General features: G+C 30.7%; 20 protein-coding genes and 1 pseudogene. 13 read left to right on the forward strand and 8 right to left on the reverse strand.

The genetic code is table 11. The annotated features are described in order from the left end of the window. Positions 1-395: 395 nt before the first annotated feature. The 4 genes from IJE64_RS04540 to IJE64_RS04555 are packed head-to-tail and all read left to right on the forward strand — an operon-like array spanning position 396 to position 3,332. Positions 396-746 carry a pilus assembly protein gene (locus IJE64_RS04540; protein ID WP_292782653.1) on the forward strand — a complete coding sequence of 117 codons (351 nt, stop codon included), beginning with the start codon at positions 396-398 and terminating at the stop codon, positions 744-746. A gap of 17 nt (positions 747-763) precedes the next feature. Further along, entirely contained in the window at positions 764-1,774 is a 1,011-nt protein-coding gene (locus IJE64_RS04545; protein WP_292782656.1) for a molybdopterin-dependent oxidoreductase, read from the forward strand. Between the two features lie 4 nt (positions 1,775-1,778). Next, positions 1,779-2,918, forward strand: coding sequence for a Coenzyme F420 hydrogenase/dehydrogenase, beta subunit C-terminal domain (locus tag IJE64_RS04550; RefSeq protein ID WP_292782659.1), 1,140 nt, complete (start codon positions 1,779-1,781; stop codon positions 2,916-2,918). Positions 2,919-2,927: 9 nt separating this feature from the next. After that, a complete protein-coding gene (locus IJE64_RS04555; protein WP_292782662.1) occupies positions 2,928-3,332 on the forward strand; it encodes a hydrogenase iron-sulfur subunit in 405 nt (134 codons plus the stop codon). Positions 3,333-4,538: 1,206 nt separating this feature from the next. On the opposite strand, the gene IJE64_RS04560 is transcribed toward IJE64_RS04555, so the two are convergent. After that, complete coding sequence (locus tag IJE64_RS04560; protein WP_292782665.1) at positions 4,539-6,317, reverse strand: ribosome biogenesis/translation initiation ATPase RLI; 1,779 nt, start codon at positions 6,315-6,317, stop codon at positions 4,539-4,541. 109 nt (positions 6,318-6,426) lie between these two features. On the opposite strand from IJE64_RS04560, the gene pth2 reads away from it, so the two are divergent. From pth2 to IJE64_RS04585, 5 genes are all read left to right on the forward strand, one after another. Then, positions 6,427-6,765 (forward strand): aminoacyl-tRNA hydrolase, encoded by a 339-nt coding sequence (gene pth2 / locus IJE64_RS04565; RefSeq protein ID WP_292782668.1) that lies wholly within the window; start codon positions 6,427-6,429, stop codon positions 6,763-6,765. A 45-nt stretch (positions 6,766-6,810) separates the two neighbouring features. Then, positions 6,811-7,479 carry a delta 1-pyrroline-5-carboxylate synthetase gene (locus IJE64_RS04570; protein WP_342764991.1) on the forward strand — a complete coding sequence of 223 codons (669 nt, stop codon included), beginning with the start codon at positions 6,811-6,813 and terminating at the stop codon, positions 7,477-7,479. Positions 7,480-7,481: 2 nt separating this feature from the next. Then, on the forward strand, positions 7,482-7,643 hold the full coding sequence (locus tag IJE64_RS04575) for a zinc finger domain-containing protein (protein WP_292782670.1): 162 nt from the start codon (positions 7,482-7,484) through the stop codon (positions 7,641-7,643). A gap of 21 nt (positions 7,644-7,664) precedes the next feature. Next, a complete protein-coding gene (locus IJE64_RS04580; protein ID WP_292782672.1) occupies positions 7,665-7,937 on the forward strand; it encodes an elongation factor 1-beta in 273 nt (90 codons plus the stop codon). 602 nt (positions 7,938-8,539) lie between these two features. Then, positions 8,540-9,259 (forward strand): DUF4012 domain-containing protein, encoded by a 720-nt coding sequence (locus IJE64_RS04585; protein ID WP_292782675.1) that lies wholly within the window; start codon positions 8,540-8,542, stop codon positions 9,257-9,259. A gap of 18 nt (positions 9,260-9,277) precedes the next feature. On the opposite strand, the gene IJE64_RS04590 is transcribed toward IJE64_RS04585, so the two are convergent. Both IJE64_RS04590 and IJE64_RS04595 read right to left on the reverse strand, forming a co-directional pair. Then, the gene (locus IJE64_RS04590) at positions 9,278-10,198 is read right to left on the reverse strand and encodes a type II secretion system F family protein (protein WP_292782678.1); all 921 of its coding nucleotides are present in this window, start codon (positions 10,196-10,198) and stop codon (positions 9,278-9,280) included. Next, a pseudogene (locus IJE64_RS04595) lies at positions 10,195-11,256 on the reverse strand (CpaF family protein); the annotation flags it as partial. The pseudogene IJE64_RS04595 and the gene IJE64_RS04590, both read right to left, overlap by 4 nt. 71 nt (positions 11,257-11,327) lie before the next feature. Here IJE64_RS04595 and IJE64_RS04600 point away from each other — a divergent pair. Further along, the gene (locus IJE64_RS04600; RefSeq protein ID WP_292782681.1) at positions 11,328-13,094 is read left to right on the forward strand and encodes a hypothetical protein; all 1,767 of its coding nucleotides are present in this window, start codon (positions 11,328-11,330) and stop codon (positions 13,092-13,094) included. A 516-nt stretch (positions 13,095-13,610) separates the two neighbouring features. Here IJE64_RS04600 and IJE64_RS04605 read toward each other — a convergent pair. The 4 genes from IJE64_RS04605 to IJE64_RS04620 all read right to left on the reverse strand — a co-directional run bounded on the left by IJE64_RS04605 (position 13,611) and on the right by IJE64_RS04620 (position 17,432). After that, complete coding sequence (locus IJE64_RS04605) at positions 13,611-15,524, reverse strand: hypothetical protein (protein ID WP_292782683.1); 1,914 nt, start codon at positions 15,522-15,524, stop codon at positions 13,611-13,613. A 202-nt stretch (positions 15,525-15,726) separates the two neighbouring features. Further along, positions 15,727-16,119 carry a hypothetical protein gene (locus IJE64_RS04610; RefSeq protein WP_292782686.1) on the reverse strand — a complete coding sequence of 131 codons (393 nt, stop codon included), beginning with the start codon at positions 16,117-16,119 and terminating at the stop codon, positions 15,727-15,729. Next, entirely contained in the window at positions 16,116-16,289 is a 174-nt protein-coding gene (locus tag IJE64_RS04615; protein WP_292782688.1) for a hypothetical protein, read from the reverse strand. Before IJE64_RS04615 ends, IJE64_RS04610 begins: the two co-directional genes overlap by 4 nt. Positions 16,290-17,300: 1,011 nt before the next feature. Next, entirely contained in the window at positions 17,301-17,432 is a 132-nt protein-coding gene (locus tag IJE64_RS04620) for a hypothetical protein (RefSeq protein WP_292782690.1), read from the reverse strand. Between the two features lie 63 nt (positions 17,433-17,495). On the opposite strand from IJE64_RS04620, the gene IJE64_RS04625 reads away from it, so the two are divergent. The 3 genes from IJE64_RS04625 to IJE64_RS04635 all read left to right on the forward strand — a co-directional run bounded on the left by IJE64_RS04625 (position 17,496) and on the right by IJE64_RS04635 (position 20,924). After that, positions 17,496-17,645, forward strand: coding sequence for a hypothetical protein (locus IJE64_RS04625; RefSeq protein WP_292782692.1), 150 nt, complete (start codon positions 17,496-17,498; stop codon positions 17,643-17,645). Positions 17,646-17,681: 36 nt separating this feature from the next. Continuing rightward, positions 17,682-20,633, forward strand: a complete 2,952-nt coding sequence (locus tag IJE64_RS04630) for an Eco57I restriction-modification methylase domain-containing protein (protein ID WP_292782695.1) — start codon at positions 17,682-17,684, stop codon at positions 20,631-20,633. A 141-nt stretch (positions 20,634-20,774) separates the two neighbouring features. Beyond that, the gene (locus IJE64_RS04635) at positions 20,775-20,924 is read left to right on the forward strand and encodes a hypothetical protein (protein WP_292782697.1); all 150 of its coding nucleotides are present in this window, start codon (positions 20,775-20,777) and stop codon (positions 20,922-20,924) included. 142 nt (positions 20,925-21,066) lie between these two features. Here IJE64_RS04635 and IJE64_RS04640 read toward each other — a convergent pair whose 3' ends face one another. Further along, positions 21,067-21,474 carry a hypothetical protein gene (locus IJE64_RS04640; protein ID WP_292782699.1) on the reverse strand — a complete coding sequence of 136 codons (408 nt, stop codon included), beginning with the start codon at positions 21,472-21,474 and terminating at the stop codon, positions 21,067-21,069. Positions 21,475-21,545: the final 71 nt, after the last annotated feature.

Here is a 21,545-nt window from a genome sequence, read left to right on the forward strand (position 1 = left end):
TTATTTTCATATTTTTAATCATTTTTTTCTTATTAATTCTTATTGTTTCTTTTATTTTTAGTTTTAATGTTGATAATTGCGGTAATTTAAGTTAAAACTTTATTATGACCATAATTTTTTGCTTTAAACAGATATGTTTGGTTTTTGCAATTATTATTTTTTTTAAAATATTCAATCTAAGTAATTGTTTTTAGTTTTAATCATCAATTTGTCATTTATTAACTTAAAAAATGAATATATGCTAATAGTTTTTTAATATAATCTTAATTTGAAGAGTAATACTTTAATAACATTTATATGGTTATTACATGTGATTAGTGTATAGGTTATTATAATTAATTTTGTTAATTATTAATAATTTGGAGATTATTTAATAAATAATTGGATTGGGTAGCATGGAACTCACTGTAGATAAAATAGCAATGTTTAGAGACAATTACAATCCTAAAAATACAAATTTAGATTTAAATATTGACTGGTCTGTCGAATTTACACATACCAATCAAAGTGTTATAAAATATGATATTATTTTAAGGTCTGAAGAATATTTGAATTTAAGTCTTAAAGTTGGAGGATTAATCAAATTGGAATATCTTGAAAAATTTGTTCAAGAGGAATATTCTCAAATTGTTTTTAATCATGCATGTGGTATTTTAATGAATATGATTTCGTTAACTAGGCAATCAAATTATGAGCTATTAAATGAGGATATTGATTCTACAGTTAATTTAAGTGCTACTTTTTAAAATATTGGTGATGTATTATGATTGAGATTAAACACACGTTATGCCCATCATGTAGTGTTGGTTGTGGTATTAATGTGATTTTAGATGGTGAAAAAATTGTTGGAACATTTCCATATAAGAGACACCCTATAAACGAGGGGAAAAATTGTTCAAATGGAAGATCTTCAATCGAAAATATTGAAGATGAATTTGCATTTGATTCAAAAGTGTTAGATGATGTTATTGGAAAATTAAAATCTAGTGACAATGAAAAAACCACTGTTGTTTTTTCTGGAAACAATTCTAATGAAGATTTGCAGGCTATTAAAGCTTTATGTGAATCTAATGGTTTTAATATTCTAGCATATGACAATAATTTGAAAAATTTCGAATCAGTGGTTTCATATGATGATGTTGAAAGTGCTTCAAATGTTTTTGTAATTGGAAATATTTTATATGAGAATCCATTAATCGGAAGGCGTATTGTCCATGCCAAAGAAAATGGTGCAAAAATATATGTTAATGATGATTTGGAGAATTCACCTACAGCAAATATAGCTGATGAGTTTACTTCTCTTCCGGTTAATGAATTTTTGGAAAACAATGATTTTGCTGAGGATGATGTGATATTGTTTAATAAAGTCGATTCATTTGAAGATTTGGATTTACTTGAAAGTGTGAATTCTAAATTATTACCTGTTTATAGCAAACCTAACTCAAAAGGAGCTTTAGAATTAGTAGATGCAATATCTAAAGAGGATGCATTAGATTTATTAAATAAAACTGAAGTTTTACTAATTTTCAATGATGATACAGTAAATGAATTTGATTTTGATTTTAAATCAATATCTCAAGTTATTGCAGTTTCCCCATATAAAAATGACACAACTGAAATTGCCGATTTTGTCATTCCAACTAAATCTTGGTTAGAGTGTGATGGTTCATTTACTAATGCTGAAGGATTAACCCAACAATTCAATTCAGTTTCTGAATCTGAGAATATGGGTGTTGTCGAGATTGTTGAAAAAATAAGTGGAGAATTGGAGTGATTTTATGAGTTATATTTTAGCTAGGTCTAGCGATAGTGCAATTCTTGAAGCTGGTGAATGTGGAGGTGCCGTTACAAGCATTTTCAAATATTTATTGGAGGAAAATATTGTTGATGGCGTTTTAGCATTACGTCCGGCAGATGACATATATGATGGAATTCCAACATTCATCACTGATTCTGAAGATTTAATTTCAACCGCCGGCTCTTATCATTGTGCCCCTACAATGGTGGGAGATATCATACAAAAATATTTATTTGATAAAAAAGTCGCTGTTGCCGTTAAACCATGTGATATAAGATCAATTGAAGAGCTGATTAAAAGACACAAAATCAATCCGGATAATATTTATACTGTTGGTCTAAATTGTGGAGGAACTGTTTCTCCAATCACTGGACGTAAAATGATTGAATTGTTTTATGACATCGACCCCGATGATGTTGTAAGTGAAGAAATTGATAAGGGACAATTCATTGTTGAACTTGCAGATGGTTCTGAGAAGGGTGTTAAAATCCATGATTTAGAACAACAAGGATATGGAAGACGTAATAACTGTCAAAGATGTGATGTAAAAATCCCTAGAAAAGCAAATATTGCTTGTGGTAACTGGGGATCAGAAGATGGATGGACATTCATCGAGATAAATGACGAAAAAGGCCAAGAGTTAATCGGTGGTGCAAAAAGCTTTGGAATTCTTGAAACCAAAAATGCATCTGAGAAATCCATAGAAGCAAGATCCAAAGTGGAGGGCATCATGATAAAAATGTCTAAGAAAGTTCAAAATGCTAAATTTGATGAGGCAGAGGATATGGATGCATGGAAAAGATGCATTGGATGTTATGCCTGTAGGGATATTTGTCCAATATGCTGGTGCTATGAAAACTGCGAGTTAAATAAACCATACTTTAAAGATGAACTTAACATTCCGCCTAGCCCAATTGCATTCCAGGGAGTCAGACTCTCACACATGAGTTTCAGTTGTTGTGACTGCGGTCAATGTGATGATGTTTGTCCGATGGATATTCCTGTTTCATTGATTTTTGATAAATTGCAGAAAAAATATTGTGATAGAACTGGTTATGTAGCTGGAGTTTCAGATGATATAAAGCCTCCATTATATAGTCCAGATAAAGTTGAATTATGAGGTGGTTTAATGTCTGATGATATAAAGATTGTAGGATTATTATGTAACTGGTGTTGTTATGGGGGCGCTGATACTGCAGGAACTGCACGTATGCAATACCCTCCCAATGTTAGAATCATTCGTGTGATGTGTTCTGGAAGAATTAATCCTTCCATGATTTTTAAAGCATTTGAAGATGGGGCTGATGGAGTATTTGTAGGAGGTTGCCATATTGGTGATTGTCATTATGATGCTGGAAACTACAAATGGTCTAGAAGGGCTAAAATTGTTCAGGACATCATTGAAGAATTTGGAATTGAAAAAGAAAGGTTCCGTTTTGAATGGATTTCCGCATCCGAAGGTGAAAAATTTCAAAGAACAATGGATGAGTTTCATAATACTCTCTCAAAATTAGGTCCATTAGAATTAGAATAGAGTTAAAGAATAGTCAAGCCATATGACATTGTAAATAGCTATTGATTTAGCTATTTACAATCACTTGTCGATTGTTTTTCTAATATTAGTGAGATGATCACTAATGTTAGAAAAATAGTTGAAATAGCGAATATTTTGATTATTTTTCAATTAATTATCTTTATGTTGATAATTCATCATTAGCCGAGCAGTATTGATTGTTGGCATAACCAGTTGATATTGCTTTTTTTCTCCATCAATGTAGGATAATTAATAAAATAAAAAGAGATTTGTATATTTATATATGGTTTCTTTCACTGTCTACAATAGCTATTAAAGCAATCTCCACTCCTCTCTTTAATAGCTATTAATTTTTATAATGTAATACTATTTAATAAAAAATTATTATATTAAGTAGTATTATTTTTATAAAAAGTATTACATTTTTAATTATTATTTTTTTAGAGTTTTTTTAATTAAATAAGGTATTTTAATTAATTTTTTTTAAAACACATAAAATTTAAGTTCTTGTCATGTTGTCTGATTAGTTTTATTCAATATTTGTTGATTTTACTTATTTTCAGCGGTTTTGCAAATTATTATCTTTTTTTAATTAAGAGCATACAAGTTTTATTTTAAAGTATAATTGGTTAATAATTATTTTTTTAATAATATTGGTTATATTGGATAGTTTATTTGGATTTTAACGTTCAATTCAAAGAGTAATACTTTAATAAGATTTATATGGTTATTACTATTTACTATTGTATAGATTATCATAATTAATTTGGTTGTGCTTACAAATGTTGTGATAATTAAAATATGTCAAGGCTCAATAGTAATTAGCCGTATAACTCAAGTAAATAGCTATTTAGCTATTTACTCTCTATCTTTCAGGTATCTTTCTAAGATTAGTAAGATGGTTGCTAATGTTAGAAAGATATTTAAAGATTTATATCTTTCATTGGTCATTTCGTATTTTGAATAGTAATTTAAATACATATCTATGAAGTTGTAAAATAAACACCTACAATTATTCATTGGTATGGTAAGGGATAATTAAATCTCTCTTTGATAGTTATTAAAGTTGCTCCTCTACTTTAATAACTATTTTTTTCGATTCACTTCTTTTAATATAACTTAAACTAGACAAGCCTAAGCTATTTTCCAATAAGAGGGTATTTTTGATTATTCTGGAATTTGGTGATGGATAGGTAAAGAGAATATTTAGTCGGATAAGTAATAATATTCTCCTTTTTCCTTTTGTTCACGGTCCTTGTAACTGTCGAGTTTGTTGACCCTTGGCCTTTTTGTTTCCTTATCTCTTCTGAATGTAATATTTAGATTTCCTAAAAATTCATTCATTGCATTTCTCAAATCGGTAGGTTTTGATGCATGGCCGTTCAAACCAGGGGTGCCGTCAAACACCATTGCCCTGTCGGAAATGTAATCGATGAAGACAATGTCGTGATCAACGATGAGTGAAGCGGCATTCCTGCTTTCAACTAGTTTTCGAATGACTCTTGCGGCAATCAGTCTCTGCTCAACATCTAAAAATGCAGTAGGCTCATCAAAAAGATAAATTTCAGCGTCTTTTGCAAGTGTTGCTGCAATGGCCAATCTTTGAAGTTCCCCTCCACTCAAACCTTTGACAGGTTTGTCCAGCATTTCGTTCAATGTTAGCGGATTCATTATTTCGCTTTCGAATATCTTGCTTCCGAAGCTTGGAGCATTCATATATAAAAAGTCGCTCACTGTTCCTTCAAAATTTGTCACGATGTACTGTGGCTTGTAGGCTATTTCAACTTCCTCGTCGACTTCGCCGGTTGTTGGCTCTTCTGCTCCTGCAAGCATTTTTGCAAATGTGGTCTTACCGATACCGTTTGAGCCGAATGCGGTCACGATTTCATCATAAAATATTTCGCCTTCATCTGCGCTCAGCTTGAATCCGTCGTAATCCTTGCTTAAATCGGAATAGCTTGCAAGCGAATCTCCTTCATCCTCTGGTGTTGGTGGTCTGATTGTAAATTCAATAGGATTTCTTCTAATTCTCACATTTTCTTCAGCTAAAAATCCTTTGATATAGGCATTAATACCTAATCTAACTCCTTTTCTACCGGACACTACACCATATCCTCCAGGGGTACCGTATAAAATGTGGATATTATCGGAGAGAGCATCCAAAGTGGCAAGGTCGTGTTCAATAACAAGCACGCTTTTTCCTTCTTCAGCAAGAGAACGGATTACCTTAACAGCATTCAATCTTTGTGAAACGTCTAACCAGGAGGTAGGTTCGTCAAAGTAGTAAAAGTCACCTTCCCTTAGAACAGTAGCGGCTATTGCAACCCGTTGTAGCTCACCACCACTTAGGTTTTCCATTTTCCTGTCCAATACATTTTCAAGTTGCAGCTCTTTTGTAACGTAATCGAGCTTGTCCCTTTCATTTACATTTGTTAGCAAATCTTTTACTTTGCCCTTTACAACTTTTGGAAGCTTGTCCACCATCTGTGGCTTTAGAATAGTTTTGATATTGCCTTCGGATAAGTCCTGGAAGTATTTTTGAAGAGCAGATCCTTTGTAATATTCAATTACATTGTCCCAATTTTCGGGAGCATTCTCAAAGTCTCCAAAATTAGGTATCAGATTGCCGGATAAGATGTTCATTATTGTGGATTTACCAATACCGTTCTGCCCCAGCAGACCTAAAACGGTCCCTTCCTCTAAGGATGGAAGTCCAAACAGTTCAAATTGGTTTTGTCCGAATCTATGGATTGGCTCACCTGCGGCTTCAGGCAAGTTAATAATTGTAATTGCATCAAATGGGCAGCGATTAGTACAGATTCCGCACCCTTCACATAATTCCTCTGATATCAACGGCTTTTTTGTATCTTCATCAATCACTATGGTGTCCTCATCCATTCTGACGCCCGGACAGTAATTGATGCAAAGATAATCACATTTTTTTGGTTGACATCTGTCCTTGTCTAAAATTGAAATACGAGTCATTATAATCTCCTTAAAAATATAATCATACATAATTCTGTCATTTCTATTTAATTAAATTATGTTTTCAAAAAACTTTTAAATTCCGAATTAGATATTAAATAATGATATTATGAAACAAGCAATGATTGTCAGAACAGATTTAAAAATGCGCAAGGGAAAAATTGCCGCTCAATGTTGCCATGGTTCAATTGGTTCATATAAGAAATCACCGGCTGATAAGATTAGAAAATGGGAAAATGAGGCTTATGCTAAAGTAGTTCTAAAAGTTCAAACCAAAGAGGAATTGATTGAGCTTAAAAAATTAGCCGATGAAAAGGGCATAGTCAATTATTTGGTAGTTGACGCTGGAAGGACCCAGATACCTACATCAAGCATTACAGTTTTGGCACTCGGTCCAGATGAAGATGAAATAATCGATGAAGTGACTGGGGATTTGAAACTTTTATAGTTGAAGTATTAATTTAATCATAGTTATTTTTAATTAAACAAGGTCGTGATTGTTATCATAAAACAGGTTGTTAAAATCGGAGGAAGTCTGTTTCCAGATCATGCAATAAAATTGGCAAATAATCTAAAGGGCACTGATTCATGCATAATTCTGGGAGGTGGCGAGTTTGCAAATCTTATCCGTAAATACGATGATGAGCAGGACTTTTCTGAAGAGGCTAATCACTGGACAGCCATCGATTGCATGGATATAATGGCTAAACTTGTCAATGATAAAGTTGATTCTGCAAGATTGGTCTATTCGATTGATGATGCCAATGAGATATCTGATGAGGGGTTAACTCCAATATTTATAGTTTCTAATTTTTTAAAGATTGAAGACCCATTTGAATGTTCTTGGGAGGTTACTTCAGATTCGATTGCAGCGTATGTTGCACACCTTCTTAATGCAAACCTTTTAATAGTAACAGATGTAAATGGTATATATACCCAAGAACCGAAAGAGCCTGGTTCAACATTCATAAGTAAAATCGATGCAACAAAATTACTAACTTTTCAAGAGTCATCGGTTGATGTAATGTTACCTCGCCTTTTATTAAAGTTCGGGGCTAATTGTTATGTTGTAAACGGAAAACATCCCGAAAGGGTTTTATCTCTTATAGATGATAATGTAAATGATTATGATTTCGATTACACACAAATAATAGGTGATTGAAAATGAAAACTGTAGAATGTATTTCATGCAAACAAGAAATTCCATTGACTGGACCTTTTGTCGAATTCGAATGTCCAGAATGTGGAGCAAAAATAGCAAGATGTGAAAAATGTCGTACCTTTGGTCACGCTTACAAATGCGAATGCGGATTTGAAGGACCATAAGTTTAAAATGGAGGAATCAGAATGGGTGAAGTATTAACAACTATGAAAATCATGCCGGACAGTCCGGATGTAGATTTGGAAGCTATCAAATCAACTATTGAAAGTTCAATGCCTGAAGGAGCAACCCTTCATGACATGCAAGAGGAACCAATCGCTTTTGGTTTAGTTGCAATCATCATTAATTTCATCACTGATGATGGTGAAGGCGGTTCTGAACCTGTTGAAGAAATGGTTTCAGCTATTGAAGGCGTAGCCAGCATTGAAATTACTGGTGTTGGAAGATTAATGGATTAAGTCCGAATCTTCTTTTTTAAATTTTAGAGTTATTCTATAACTCTTTTAACTATTTTTTTTATTGCATTCTGTATAATTAATTTTTTCATCGATATGCATATAATATTATTATAAATTTAGGTAAACCTAAAAAATTAGAAACATTTATATACTACCTTTGACTACTTAATAATAGTGATAAAAAATTAGGTTTACCTAAATATCTAATTTTAATTACTAAAGTTGTTTGGTTTAACCAAATTACTTAACTCCGATGTTTGCTGAATTAGATGAGATTTCATCTCTAGTTTAGTATGGCATATAACTACTCTCATGAAATTAAATATGAAATCCATATTTAATTTCACCTATCTTGAATTCATTTTTTTTTTTAAAATAATGGTGATTTGATGGCAAATGATGTTAAGAAATCAAAATGTTGTGAGGTCAAAGACCAGTCCAAGGAGAAAAAAAGCATTTTAAAAAAATTATGGTGTTTCTTTTTTGGATGTAATTGCCACTAGTTTTTTCTTTTTTCAGATGTAGTTCTATTTTAACAATATTTAAGTATTATTAATTAAAGATAAATATATACTTTAAATAAACTAAAGTGGGTAGGAATTATGAATAGGACAAGAAAGTTAATTATTATTGTCATAATTGTTGTTCTTATTGGGCTTGTAGCAATGATTGCTGGAGCACTGTTCCTCGGAAGCGATACTGAGCTTACTGAGGGCGGTAAAAATATTTTGGTATGTGCTATTGATGAAAGTGAAACAAGGCCTGGAATGGGTGCTTGTGATATGGCTTTCATAGTTCATTTGGAAAACGGCACTCTTAAGAATTACACAGCTATTTACCCTGGAGGAATGACTCATCCGAATGCTTCTGAGCCTTCTGAAGCACAATCTCAAGGTGCAGGGTCTAATTTATTGCTTCACGATGCATTCTGGGAAGCGGATAACTCCCATTCAATGCAACTTGCAAAGGAAATTGTAGAATATAACACCAACACCAGCATAGATTCTGTTGTGGCCATTAACACTGAGGCGTTAGATGATGTGCTTGCGGCTGCAGGACCATTGGAAGTGAATGGCTCTACTATGCAGGCTAGCGGTATTGATTTCATACGTGAGGAGGATTGGAGTAATGGTGTTTCCAGAGGTGATGCAGTGCTTGAAATAGTTAAAGCTGCAGCCAATGCTGCAAAAGACCCTGAAAAAAAATCAGCAATGATTAATGCTGCAATTAATCAATACTCTAAAGGAAATATTGTTATGGATGAGCAAGGCGCCTTCGTTAAATTGTTGGCATCAAAAGGAATTGAAACCTTTTTCGGTTAATTCCTTTCTTTTTTTATTTTAAATTGAGGGTTCCAATTTTTTTATAAATATTCCCATGAACATGACAATCATTGGGAAAAACAATGAATAGATTACCAATAATAAATTAGATGATATCACATCTCCCATCACTGTCGATCCGGCCATTAACATTATCAGACTAATGACTGGTGCCAAAATAGCTATGAATGTGTATATTAATATAAAAGAATTTAGTCTTTGAGAATATTCCTTCAGCTTAATCTGCATCTCGAAAGACATGTCCTTTGCAATTATTTCCAGACTGTTTGCCAGGCTTCCTCCAACTCTTAGAGTTCCTACAATCTGTTGTATTGCTCGTGTAAGTCCTTCCGATTTTATTCTTTTTGACATTTCAAGCAGTGAATCTTCAGTCGATTTTCCGAATTTCACTTCTTCTAAAACCCGTGTTATCTCATTCGAAAAGCTCCCATAGTTCGCATCCCTGATTGTGATTAGCGCATCATGAAGTCCTTTTCCGGATTTTAGCTCGATTCCCATATGTCTTAAAGCATAGGGCAGTTCTTGATTTAAATCGGAATAGCTTTTTTGTTGTTTGATTTTTGGATAATAAATTAATAGTGTGTAAATCAAAGTAAGGATGGTTAAAAATATTCCAACTAATTCTAAGGGCAATATAAACAGCATTATGATTGATAATGCAATCAGGATTTTAATAAAAGATTCTTTTAGCATGACAGGCATCAGTTTATCTCTAATCTTATCTATAAAATCATCATTTTTCGATGTCTTTTTTGCTGTTTCAAAATTTAATTTATTAAATATTTTTGATAAACTTTCATTGTCATCATTCTCCTTTCTTTTAAAAATGTTTTCAAAGGATACATTTTTTAAAAATGAGACTGCAGAAATCGCAATTCCTCCAACCAATATAAAAAAATTATTTAAAATACGATTCACCTCCCTAACAATATTCTATTTAAAACTTTTTCGCTATCTTTGTAATACAAGTCCAGAATATTTTTTACATCATCAACTGAACGAATATTCTGCTGCACCATATGATTTAATACGATTTCTCTGTTTTCGATTTCTTTATGAATCTCATTTAGTGAGTTTCCACTTAAATTTGCAATCTGTGATAATGTTTTACTTGATACGCTAACATTTTCTATTCTGTCGGTTTCGGGATTCCATTCAAATATCTTATTTAATTGCACTACGCCCTCTTCAATTCCAACAACTTCTGCAATCTCACTGATTCTCCTGTAGGAAACTCCTGAGGAGGTGTATATTCTATTTTGCATTATTATAAAATCAATGGCTTGAATCATTATTTTTGGAACGGACATGGGTTCATTTGTTAGCCTTGTAATAGTTTCCCTTGCATCATTTGAGTGCAGAGTTCCAAATCCCGAATGACCAGTATTCAATGCAGTAAAAAGCGTGATTGCTTCTTTGGCTCTCACTTCTCCGACAATTATTCTGTCAGGTCTTTGCCTTAGGGAGTTTTTAACAAGGTCATTCATTGTCAGCTCTCCCTTGTTTTCAACATTGGCCGGTTTTGTTTCCATACGAATGACATGTTCATGAGGAATTTGCAGTTCTAATGTGTCTTCAATGGTGATTATTCTCTCTTTTGGATTTATAAAGGCACATAATGCATTCAATGTTGTTGTTTTTCCGGAACTGGTTCCTCCGGAAATTATTGCATTTGCGGATTTTACTCCCAATCCGTCGAAACATAACCATAAAAATGCAGCTAGCTCAACGGAAATTGTCTTGGATTTTATTAAGTCAATGATTGTCAAGGGATCTTTTTTGAATTTTCTGATTGTGAGGGAAGGCCCATCTGCAGATGCAGGGGGTATTGTGGCGTTTATTCTTGATCCGTCATGCAGTCTTCCATCCAATATTGGTGTTTCTTGGTCGATTCTCCGGTTAATCTGTCTTGCTATTGAATCTATCAAATCCATTAGCTCCTTTTCATCACTGAATTGGATGTTTGTTTTCAATATATTTTTTTAAAATTGGATATTGTAATATTTATATACTGAAGGGGATAAACTAGTAGTAGTAGGTGGTATTAATGGATAGTTCGTATGATGTTTGGAATGATAAGTATTTTAAAAATTACATAACTAAAAAGGGTGTTACTGAAGGTACTGCTAATAAATATGCATTTGAGTTAAAAAAACTATGTATAGCTAATGATATTGAATTTACTGAATTTATTAAGGAATGTAAAATTAAACAATCATATGTTAAGGAAACACCAATTAATATTGATGACAGTAGTGGGGTAATTGAATATTTCAGAGAAGAGTATGATGTAGATGAACCTAATAGTTTTATAAAAAAGGGATTAGATAATTATGTGGATTACTGCAAAGAGAAAAAAAATCATAATAGTAACATCAATAATAGTATGTCTTGTATAAGGGGGATTTTATCTCATTATAATCTTAAATTGCCTAAATGGACACCTCTTGAAGATGATGCTGAAGAGTGGTATTTATTGGAAAAAGAAGATTTTATTTTTATTTTAAATGATTGTAGTTTAAATCATAAATCTTTAATAACTTTCATGTTATCTTCCGGTATTCGTCTTGGGGATTGTTTAAAATTTACTATTGGTGATTTTATGAAGGCTACATCAGATTTTCATGAATTTGTAGATGTTGATGATTTTATTGATAATGCTCCTCAAGATATGATGGGTTTTTGGGATTTTAAACCTAATAAAACTAAAAGACATGGTATTTTATGTAAAACATTTAATTCTCCAGAATCAAGTAATTATATTCTTCAAAATTTAAGGAGAGTGAAAAATGAGTATCTTCCTAAAAAAAATATGACTATTGTTGGGGAAAAATTAAAAATGTCAAAAAATAATGCTTTATTTGGGTCTCATCATGGGTTTTATCAAGAACCACTTTCAGTAAAAGGTATTTCTGAACAATTTAGATTAAAGAATAAGAAATTACATGAATGGCATGTTAATAAACTTAAATGGGATATTGAGAATGGAAAATTAAGTGAGGATGATTTTGACGATAAAATTAGGGAAATACCTAAATTTCATGCACATGGTTGTAGGAAATATTTTCAAACTATGGTCAGTAGGCATTGTGGTGATATTAGGTTATGTGCTATAATGGAAGGGCATGCTTCTCCAATTAAAACAGACCCATCATATATTAAACATGCAAAAGAATTTATTAAAGAAGTATATGGTGGTAAATTATTAGAATCATTAACTTTGGAAAATGTTGATGTTAAAGTAATCAATAATGAAGAATTTGATAAACTTAATAATCAAATTGATAGGTTAAGGGAAGAATTAGCTGAAGCTCGTAATAGTATTCCTTCTATTAATAATCAATATGAGAAAAGTATTTGGAATATTCTTAACAAACATTATCGTTCTACTAACTTTGCATATCTTGATTATAAAGACGAAGCTGATGTATTATGTCAGTATGCATTAGAATTTGCAATTAAAGATATTATTAATTTCAATAAAGATGATGAAAATTATCTTGAAAGATTATTTGATAAAGCTAAAGCTGTTAATGAACTATTTCCTAACAAGTTTGATGAAACTTTACAAAAAGCAAAATCACATTACAGTAAAAATTCATCTGAATATAATTCTGAGTTAAAATCAAAAGTAAGAAAAATTTTAGTAGCTTCTTCTAAGTATGGTTTTGTTGAAAATATTGTTAAAAATAATTATAAATTGGCTGAAAGTAATGTTGCAAAATATGTGGAGGAAAATAAAATCTCATTGGAAGATTTAGAGGATTCAGAGCTAATTAAAGAGATATTATTTGAAGTAGTTGTTGAATCTTGATTGAATTAAAATAATAGCTCGTAAAAGTACCATTTTGACAAAGAGAGTAATATGTACCTTGTTACTCTATCTTTATCTCTTTTTAAGCCATTTCTAATGTTTTAGTTATTACCTCACCACATTACAAAATTACTGCAAATTTCAGTAGGATTGACCGAAAAATAGCTACCTTCCGAACACTTTTATTTTTCCATTAATCGACTATAATCGCTTATTTAATCAATTAATTGCTTAATTGCTTATTTTCATATTTTCTTGTGTGGTGCATGATAGAAATGTAAGGGCAATATTTTTTTTCATCAGCTGTTAAAAATGTTGTTTTATATATAATATTATTAATTTATTTAATTACTACTCTACTAGCTTATTTACTTAATTAAAGACATTATAGTTGATTTTGGTTGTGGAAAATAGCTGAAGTTTTGTTGTGTTGTGGGTTGCTTTTGTGGTAATATGTTCCTGAAGTGTAGTAATGGTTGGTTTTTCAGAGGTTATTCAAAGTAAAGTAGAAGTTGTCTATTCGACAACTCCGACTTCTTTTAGAAATTCTTCGGCTTCTTCTTTATCTTCTTTGGTCAATTCAAATGGAATAGCTATATCCTTGCATTGTTCGGTCAGATAATAGATGTTCTGTTTTCCATCTTGGTATTCAATCGAATCGATGTATCCTTTTTTTACTAATCTGTGGATTAAGCTTTGGACATCATCTATGTTCTTGTATGCCTTATATTTGGAGTAGTGTCTTCGTATATCACTTATTCTAAAAAATACATTCTCTTCATGGTCGGAAGATGTTCCACCAAGTTTGTATAGCTTTAACAATCGTTTTACTACTGAATCAATTTCTGTGTAATTCAAATCAGAGAATGAGTTTACATTACTGTTATTTAAGTAATCTATTGAATCTAATACTTCAGCATAATAATCTTCTAATGGGCTGGAGTTATTTTCATCGGATTCATCAATGATTGTTAGTTCATATTTTTTGCCTTCAGCCATCAACATCTGTAGAAAGTCTGATTCATAGGGGATTAGTGCATTTTCCAAGCATATGTCTTTCATGAATTCATTGATTTGTTCTTCAGAAGCTACAAGATATCCATTAATGTTGTTGCAATTGTAATGTGTAAGTTTACAGTATGAATCAAATAACTCCAATACTTGCTTTAATTCTCTTTTTGGCACATCGCTGTGAATTGCATGTCTTTTGAATACATTTCCATACGGATTGATAATTGTTATGTCCATAGTTAAGCAATTAAGTAAATATAGCTGAAATTTCTTTAGTTCTTTTTCTGCTTCTTTCTTTTCTTTGACTTGTTTGGAAATTGGACAATTTATATAAATCATATAATCCATTACATCTTCATCTTTACTCCCATGTGGTGTGCCACTAATGGTTCTACTTTCAAGCTGTGAATCTCCTTCTGTGAATTGGTTTTTTGTACTTGAATATGCTCCTCCTATGCTATCACATTTTAATTTTAGTTGTTTATTTGTATATTTGCCTTCATCTGATTTGTCTGATAAATCTCTCACATACTCTCCTTCAGTAATCAAAACTTTTAAGATATTCAATAAGTCTTCCATTTCCTTAAATGCACTTTTTTTACCTAAATCACCAAAATTTAATATCATACGGTCAAAATAATATTCATTTAGTTCAGCATATCTTGTAAAACTTGATTTTGTTATATTATTGATATTGTAAATGTATTGCTTCGGCACGATAATACCCAACAATATTTCATCTGCAAGGGATTTTCCTTCTCCAGATTTTGCTATTGTTTCAAGTATGACACTCCATTCTCCTTTCATTATTTTAAAAACTGCTAATAGCTTTCTTATTGTATCGGTATGTTTTCCAACATATAATTTATCCAGTTCATTATCTAAGTATTTTACAAATCCCTTCTCTTGTAGTTTCTTTTCTACCTTTTTGGCTCTTTCTCGCCCAAAGTCAGTTATTTTTGGGTTTCTTCGTTTTTCTATTTCTTCTTCTATTGCATATTCATGCGCATTAGATTGTTTCTTTTGCTCTTCTTCATATACACTAAAAGTCTTATTTACTTGTGAGAAATTGTCTTCGTTCATTAAGTCTACTGCGATGGCTGATAATAATGGTTCAATATCGGTTGTGTTACCTATCTTGCTCCAGTATTCTTCAAGCTTTTTAGTTCTACTGTCTTTCTCTTCAGTAATTGATTCTTTACATGTGTATGCTGAAGATAAGTAATTGAATGTGTAATTATCGTATCTGCCTAATGAATAGCTGTATTTTTTATCAGTCCTACCTATTTTAAGAGAGGTATCTTTCTCCAATGGACATATTAGTCCATCTGTTGTGTATTTGTATCCTTTTTCTGCTAACTTTTGAGAGCATTTGTATATACTGTCTATTTGCTCATTATCTGCTTTGTTTGTGGTCATGATATGTTCTCCTTTTGATTATTACTTAATTTATTAAGTAATTCAATAAATTGCTAATTTAATAGCTTACTGATTCATCAACGGGGTGCTAAAAAAAAGAGTATTGTAAGTGCAGAGAATATTTAAATAATTCAGAAAGAATACAATTAATTATCATTCTAATTGTTGTTTTCTGTGTGTGTCTCTGCATGGATTACAACACTTATATGTTGTTCTTTTTTTTGGATAACTCTTCGATTCGCTCATCAATATCTCTACAAATCTTATTTGCTGTTTCTCTTGTTTTTTCAGTTACATAAACTGTATCGTACTCATTTTGATGGATATTTGCATCAAAAAAACCTTTATCGAGTATAAAATCATATTTTTGATATATTTCATTTACTTTATGGTAGTAAGGGCTTGAAAATTTTAATGATTGTAATGTGTACATTTTTATGTTTGATTGTAAACAATCGTATTTATAATTCAAACCATCAATTGTTGGAATTACGACATATACATTATCAGTCTTTTTTAGTTTTTCCCATGCTTCTTTTTTCTCGCATTCTTCCATCATATCTATTCTTTCATCAATATGTGCTGGTATATTCATTCAAAATCACCTTCGTTTTCAAAATGTTGTTCGTATAAAGTTGCTAATGCCAATCTCATAACACTTGTTGTGTTTAATAGAAGCTTCTCTTCTAATTCTTCAAGCATATCTTCCATTCTTTCATCAGTCCTGATACTTATTGATTTTTTATAGATAGTTTCAGTTACCATATTTGTTACCTTTTTTAATAGTATTGCAGTATTACATGGGTCATTTTAAAGATTCTCTGATGAGTTTCATTATCACCATGTGCCACTACAATCTACATAATACATACTTTTCTAATATATATAAAGACAGAAATGGTTGTTGTATTACACTTTAAAACCTTTTTAATCTGTAAGACATCTAAAGAGAGTTATTTCTATCAAAAATAGCTGGTCAAAGGGTTTGGAATTGTTTTTTTCTGAGTGCTTATTTTGGGCTTTTTCTTTTGGCTTTCTGTTGTAGGTGGTCTTGAATTTTCATTTAGTCTGTGCCAATAGTTGTTGATGTGGTGCTTCAGCAATTAATTAATTACTTAATCAATTACTTGTGCAGTTGCTGTGGTAGTGTGGTGTTGATAGCTTTGTCAGTTGTGGTTGTAGTGTTGGTGCTGATGAAACTAGCTATGATTTTTACACTTGAACTGTAACTAACCACCATTTTAAACTTTATTGTAATTGCTCAGTTTTATCTAAACTCATTAGATAGCAAGTAATTTGGTTATTGGATAAAAAGTAAATACACTTCAAGTGTAAAAATTTAACTCGTTGCATATGGGAGTGTGTGGTTAATACTATGTTGTATGGTCTTCTATGGTTGAATAAACTGATTATTTTAAGTTAAATTTTACACTTGAAATAACACTTCTAAGGGCTTTTTGAGGGGGTAAAAGTAAATTTTTGGTTGGACATTTATATGTGCTGTGAAAGATACCTAAGTTTAGTAACACTATATGAAATGATAAAAGAAGTGATTAATTATTTACCTAGTTGGGCAATTAACTATTAAAATAATTAGTTGTATGTTGTATATGGTGGGGGTAAAAATAGCTATGATTTTTGGTCGGTTGCTCCGATTAAGAAATAAAGCTCAAATTCGGCTCTGTTTCGTTCCGAAAAAAACTCCAAATAGAGCTTCTTTTCCACCCAAAAAATTAGATATTTGCAAGTGTAAAATATGTTTACTAACATGTTTTTTTATAGCAATAAAGTCAGTTCAATAGTTATGGAAATAATGATGATTTTTATGTTAATGTTTTTAGTTGTGATAGTAGCAGTACCAAGTGGTGCAGGCAATGGATCGTGTGCAACTTCGTTGCACACGACCATTGCCATTAGGTGAATATGAACTTAATTTATGGTGGGGATTTTAACAGTTTCTAAAAATAGCTGATGATTGCAATAATAGTATGTGTGATTGTTATTTTCAATACCATCAACACTAACTATGGTCTATTTGAGTATAAGTTTAATATTATTGCATCACCTACAAACCACCAACAATTCTTCATGCTGAATGTAGATGCATCAGTAAATAATTAAGTAAGTAATTATATAATTATTTAACAAGTCATGTGAATGAGTTTTGGTAGTATGGTGAATGCTGTTTTAAATCAAGAGAATATAGAGAAAAGTAGAGCGATAATCTCTGAGTTGGTTGCTAAGTTTGAAAGCAATAAAGACATATATCTATCTAAAGATTACAAAGAAGAAGATATAAAAGTTGAATTTATAAGTCCGATGTTTAAAGCTTTAGGTTGGGATATTGATAATGTAAGTGGCAATGCACCACAATTTAAAGAAGTGATATTTGAAGAATCAATAGCTGTAGGTAATAAAACAAAAAATCCTGATTATACTTTTCAAATAGGTGGTCAAAAAATTTTCTTTTTAGAAGCAAAAGCTCCTCACAGGGATTTAGACCATGACAGAAGTCCAGCTTATCAAGTAAGAAGGTATGGTTGGTCTGCAAAACTTGATTTATGTGTATTAACTGATTTTGAAGAATTTGCAATATATGAAACCAATACAAAACCAAATAAAAATCAATCTGCAAGTATAGGTCGAGTAAAATACTATAAATACTCAGAGTATGCTGATAACTGGGAAGAAATTTACAGTATATTTAGTAAAGAAGCTGTATTAAAAGGTTTATTCGATAAATTTGTTGATGGTACTGAAGGTGTTAAAAAAGGAACATCGGAAGTCGACCATGAATTTTTAAAAGAAATCAATCGTTGGAGAGAATTATTAGCCAGAAATATAGCTTTAAGAAACGAAAATATATCTATTGAAGGTTTAAATTATGCAGTACAATTAACTATTGACCGTATATTATTTTTTAGAATGGCAGAAGATAGAGGTATTGAAAAATACAAAACTCTATATAATTTAGCTGATGAAGATAATATTTACGAAAAGTTAATGTCTGTTTTTAAAATAGCTGATGCAAAATATAATAGTGGATTATTTTGCTTAACAGCTGACCCATCTAAACATTTAAACAGAGATACAGTAACAGAAGATTTAATAATTGATGATAAGGTCTTTAAAGAAATATTTAAAAATTTATACTATCCTGAAAGTCCTTATGAGTTTAGTGTAATTTCCCCCGAAATATTGGGTATTGTTTATGAACAGTTTTTAGGAAGTACAATAACATTAACTGATGGACATCGTGCAAGAATTGAACAAAAACCTGCTGTAAGAAAAGCTGGAGGTGTATTCTATACACCACAGCATATTGTTAAGGATATTGTTGAAAATACAGTTGGTAAAGTAATTAAAAATAAATCTCTAAAGCAAATAGAGAATATAAAAATCATAGACATCGCTTGTGGTTCAGGAAGCTTTATTCTCGGTGCTTATAAATTCTTATTAGACCATTACTTAAATGAATACTTAAATATGAAGAGACCACCTGCAAATACTATATATCAAGGTAAAGATGGACAATGGAGACTAACAATATCTGAAAAAAAGAGAATACTAAAAAATAATATTTATGGTGTCGATATCGATTTTTTAGCTGTAGAAGTATCTAAATTAACATTATTATTACAAGTCTTAGAAGACCAAAATAAAGATGTTGTAGAACAGCAACAAAAGTTATTCCATGAAAGAGTATTGCCTGACTTAAGTGAAAATGTTAAAAATGGGAATACTATCATAGAAACTGATTATATTACTTCAAATATGGATATTGGAGAGTTAAATAGGATTAAACCTTTTAATTATGCAGATGAATTTCCAAAAGTATTTGAAAACAATGGTTTTGATGTAATTGTAACCAACCCGCCATATGTTCGCCAAGAACTGTTGTCCGACAATGAAAAGAACTATTTTGAAACTCATTATCAAGTTTATGAAAGAAGTGCTGATTATTATGTTTATTTTTATGAACGAGCTTTTGATATTCTAAAAGATAATGGATATTTTGGTTTAATATGTAGTAATAAATTTACTAAAGCAAAATATGGTAAAAAGCTACGAAAATTAATTTTAGACTATAAACTAAATTATTATATAGATTATGAGGGAGTATCTATTTTTAGAGATGTTGCAATTGTGCCATCAGTTATGGTAATGCAAAAGAGTAAACCTAATAATAATAGAATATTTGTCAATAAAGACTTTTATTTACCTCAATCAAGTTTTACAGATGATATATGGAGTTTTGAGTCACCTGATGAATTTGATTTAAAAGAAAAGCTATTTTCTACTGGAAATCCTCTTGGAAAATTAGATGTTGCAATTAATAGTGGTATTAAAACTGGATATAATACTGCTTTTGTTATTAAAGAAGATGTTAAAAATGAGTTATTGGCTAAAGACATAAATAATGGAGAAATAATCAAACCTTTATTAAGGGGAAGAGATATAAAAAAATGGCAAATGTCTGATAATCATTATATAATTTTTACTCCTATTGGAGTTAATATTAAAGATTATCCTTATATTAAAGAGCATTTAGATAACTATAGGAAAAGATTAAAATCTCGTTCTGATATGGGTAATCATTATTGGGAGTTTAGGCAATGTGCATATTATGACAATATCTTCTCTGAAAAACTTGTTTGGGCTGAAATATCTCCTGAACCTGCATTTTGTGTTGATTTAGATAATCATGTAGTTTTAAACTCTGCTTATTTATTAAACTCCTATGATGATAATTATCCGTTATATTATTTAGCAGGCTTATTAAATTCAAATGTTACAAAATGGATATTTAAAAGAATTAGTCCTCACATATTAGCTGAAAGATTAAGGTTTACAAAGCAATATGTATCTAAAATACCTATCGTCGATGCTGATATGAAGGATAAAAATAGGATTATTCAATTATCTAAAGATATTATTAGTTATTATAATTCTTTTAACTCTTTAGACTCTACTCCTGCTCAAAAGAAGATATTGGACACACAAATTAAAGTTACTGAAGAAGAATTAAATAATATCATTTATCGTATCTATGGATTATCTGATGAAGAAATAGCTATTATTGATGGCAGTTATCATGAGGGGTTATAGGTTTAAGTAACATGGGTCATGTTGCTTCCAATATTGTTTAAAACTTGTAATTTTACAAACTGACATCAATAATTACCTAGATTCATATGTAAAGACTTAAATAATTAGTTAATCAATTAATTAAATAACTAGGTGTTTATTATGGCAATTTTAACTATTGAAGTATTAAAGAAATTAATCGAAAACATACCAAATGACTATACTGTGGAATATGATAAGGAGGTTACCATTGTTCCGATAGAAGATAAGGTTGAGATTGATATTGGTGGGAAAAGGATTATTTTTAAATAGCTAATTTTTATTATTTTTACTTATTTATCATGTCATTAACTTAATTTTTTTTATAATTTATTTATTATTCTTATTCTTATTAAAATAATAATTTTATTGCGTGTTTTTTTATATAATTTGATTTAATGCCGTATTATTTTTATTACATCATTCCATTTAAAAAATATATATTTGTTTTCATCATTCCATATTTTCGGTGATAGACAAAAATCGGTTTGTTTGTTCCATTAATCATGATTTCTTCAAGCTCATCGTCCTGAATTAATGGGTCTATTTTGCCATATCCGATTATGTCCTGGAGCAGCTTGTGTGATAGGTTATCAAGATATTCATTGGTAATACCATTATTTTGGTTGTCCTGAGTTAATCTTACAAATAAAAAGTTTTTAATGTCATTTAATAGTTTAGTTTCATTTGGCTGGAAATTTTCACCGGATGATATTGCCAAATCAACTAAATTTTCACGAAGCTCTCTTAACAGAACTTTTTCTTTTTGACTGTAATTTTGTTTAATGATGTCATATTGCGGTATAATCTCATTATTGCTCATATTTTTCACCTTTAAGGATTTTTATCCTATTTCTAAATTAGTAATACTAATTTATATATTTTTTATTACTT

Source organism: Methanobrevibacter sp. (assembly GCF_017409525.1).
Classification (GTDB): Archaea; Methanobacteriota; Methanobacteria; order Methanobacteriales; family Methanobacteriaceae; genus Methanocatella.

What these genes read in the sequence shown, in the direction of transcription:
- IJE64_RS04550 (WP_292782659.1), top strand. Translation starts at nt 1,779, where the DNA reads ATGAGTTATATTTTAGCTAGGTCTAGCGATAGTGCAATTCTTGAAGCT.
- IJE64_RS04580 (WP_292782672.1), top strand. Translation starts at nt 7,665, where the DNA reads ATGGGTGAAGTATTAACAACTATGAAAATCATGCCGGACAGTCCGGAT.
- IJE64_RS04640 (WP_292782699.1), bottom strand. Translation starts at nt 21,474, where the DNA reads ATGAGCAATAATGAGATTATACCGCAATATGACATCATTAAACAAAAT.
- IJE64_RS04555 (WP_292782662.1), top strand. Translation starts at nt 2,928, where the DNA reads ATGTCTGATGATATAAAGATTGTAGGATTATTATGTAACTGGTGTTGT.
- IJE64_RS04600 (WP_292782681.1), top strand. Translation starts at nt 11,328, where the DNA reads ATGGATAGTTCGTATGATGTTTGGAATGATAAGTATTTTAAAAATTAC.
- IJE64_RS04635 (WP_292782697.1), top strand. Translation starts at nt 20,775, where the DNA reads ATGGCAATTTTAACTATTGAAGTATTAAAGAAATTAATCGAAAACATA.
- IJE64_RS04620 (WP_292782690.1), bottom strand. Translation starts at nt 17,432, where the DNA reads ATGGTCGTGTGCAACGAAGTTGCACACGATCCATTGCCTGCACCACTT.
- IJE64_RS04545 (WP_292782656.1), top strand. Translation starts at nt 764, where the DNA reads ATGATTGAGATTAAACACACGTTATGCCCATCATGTAGTGTTGGTTGT.
- IJE64_RS04540 (WP_292782653.1), top strand. Translation starts at nt 396, where the DNA reads ATGGAACTCACTGTAGATAAAATAGCAATGTTTAGAGACAATTACAAT.
- IJE64_RS04560 (WP_292782665.1), bottom strand. Translation starts at nt 6,317, where the DNA reads ATGACTCGTATTTCAATTTTAGACAAGGACAGATGTCAACCAAAAAAA.
- IJE64_RS04610 (WP_292782686.1), bottom strand. Translation starts at nt 16,119, where the DNA reads ATGAATATACCAGCACATATTGATGAAAGAATAGATATGATGGAAGAA.
- IJE64_RS04625 (WP_292782692.1), top strand. Translation starts at nt 17,496, where the DNA reads ATGATTGCAATAATAGTATGTGTGATTGTTATTTTCAATACCATCAAC.
- IJE64_RS04615 (WP_292782688.1), bottom strand. Translation starts at nt 16,289, where the DNA reads ATGGTAACTGAAACTATCTATAAAAAATCAATAAGTATCAGGACTGAT.
- IJE64_RS04630 (WP_292782695.1), top strand. Translation starts at nt 17,682, where the DNA reads ATGAGTTTTGGTAGTATGGTGAATGCTGTTTTAAATCAAGAGAATATA.
- IJE64_RS04575 (WP_292782670.1), top strand. Translation starts at nt 7,482, where the DNA reads ATGAAAACTGTAGAATGTATTTCATGCAAACAAGAAATTCCATTGACT.
- pth2 (WP_292782668.1), top strand. Translation starts at nt 6,427, where the DNA reads ATGAAACAAGCAATGATTGTCAGAACAGATTTAAAAATGCGCAAGGGA.
- IJE64_RS04585 (WP_292782675.1), top strand. Translation starts at nt 8,540, where the DNA reads ATGAATAGGACAAGAAAGTTAATTATTATTGTCATAATTGTTGTTCTT.
- IJE64_RS04605 (WP_292782683.1), bottom strand. Translation starts at nt 15,524, where the DNA reads ATGACCACAAACAAAGCAGATAATGAGCAAATAGACAGTATATACAAA.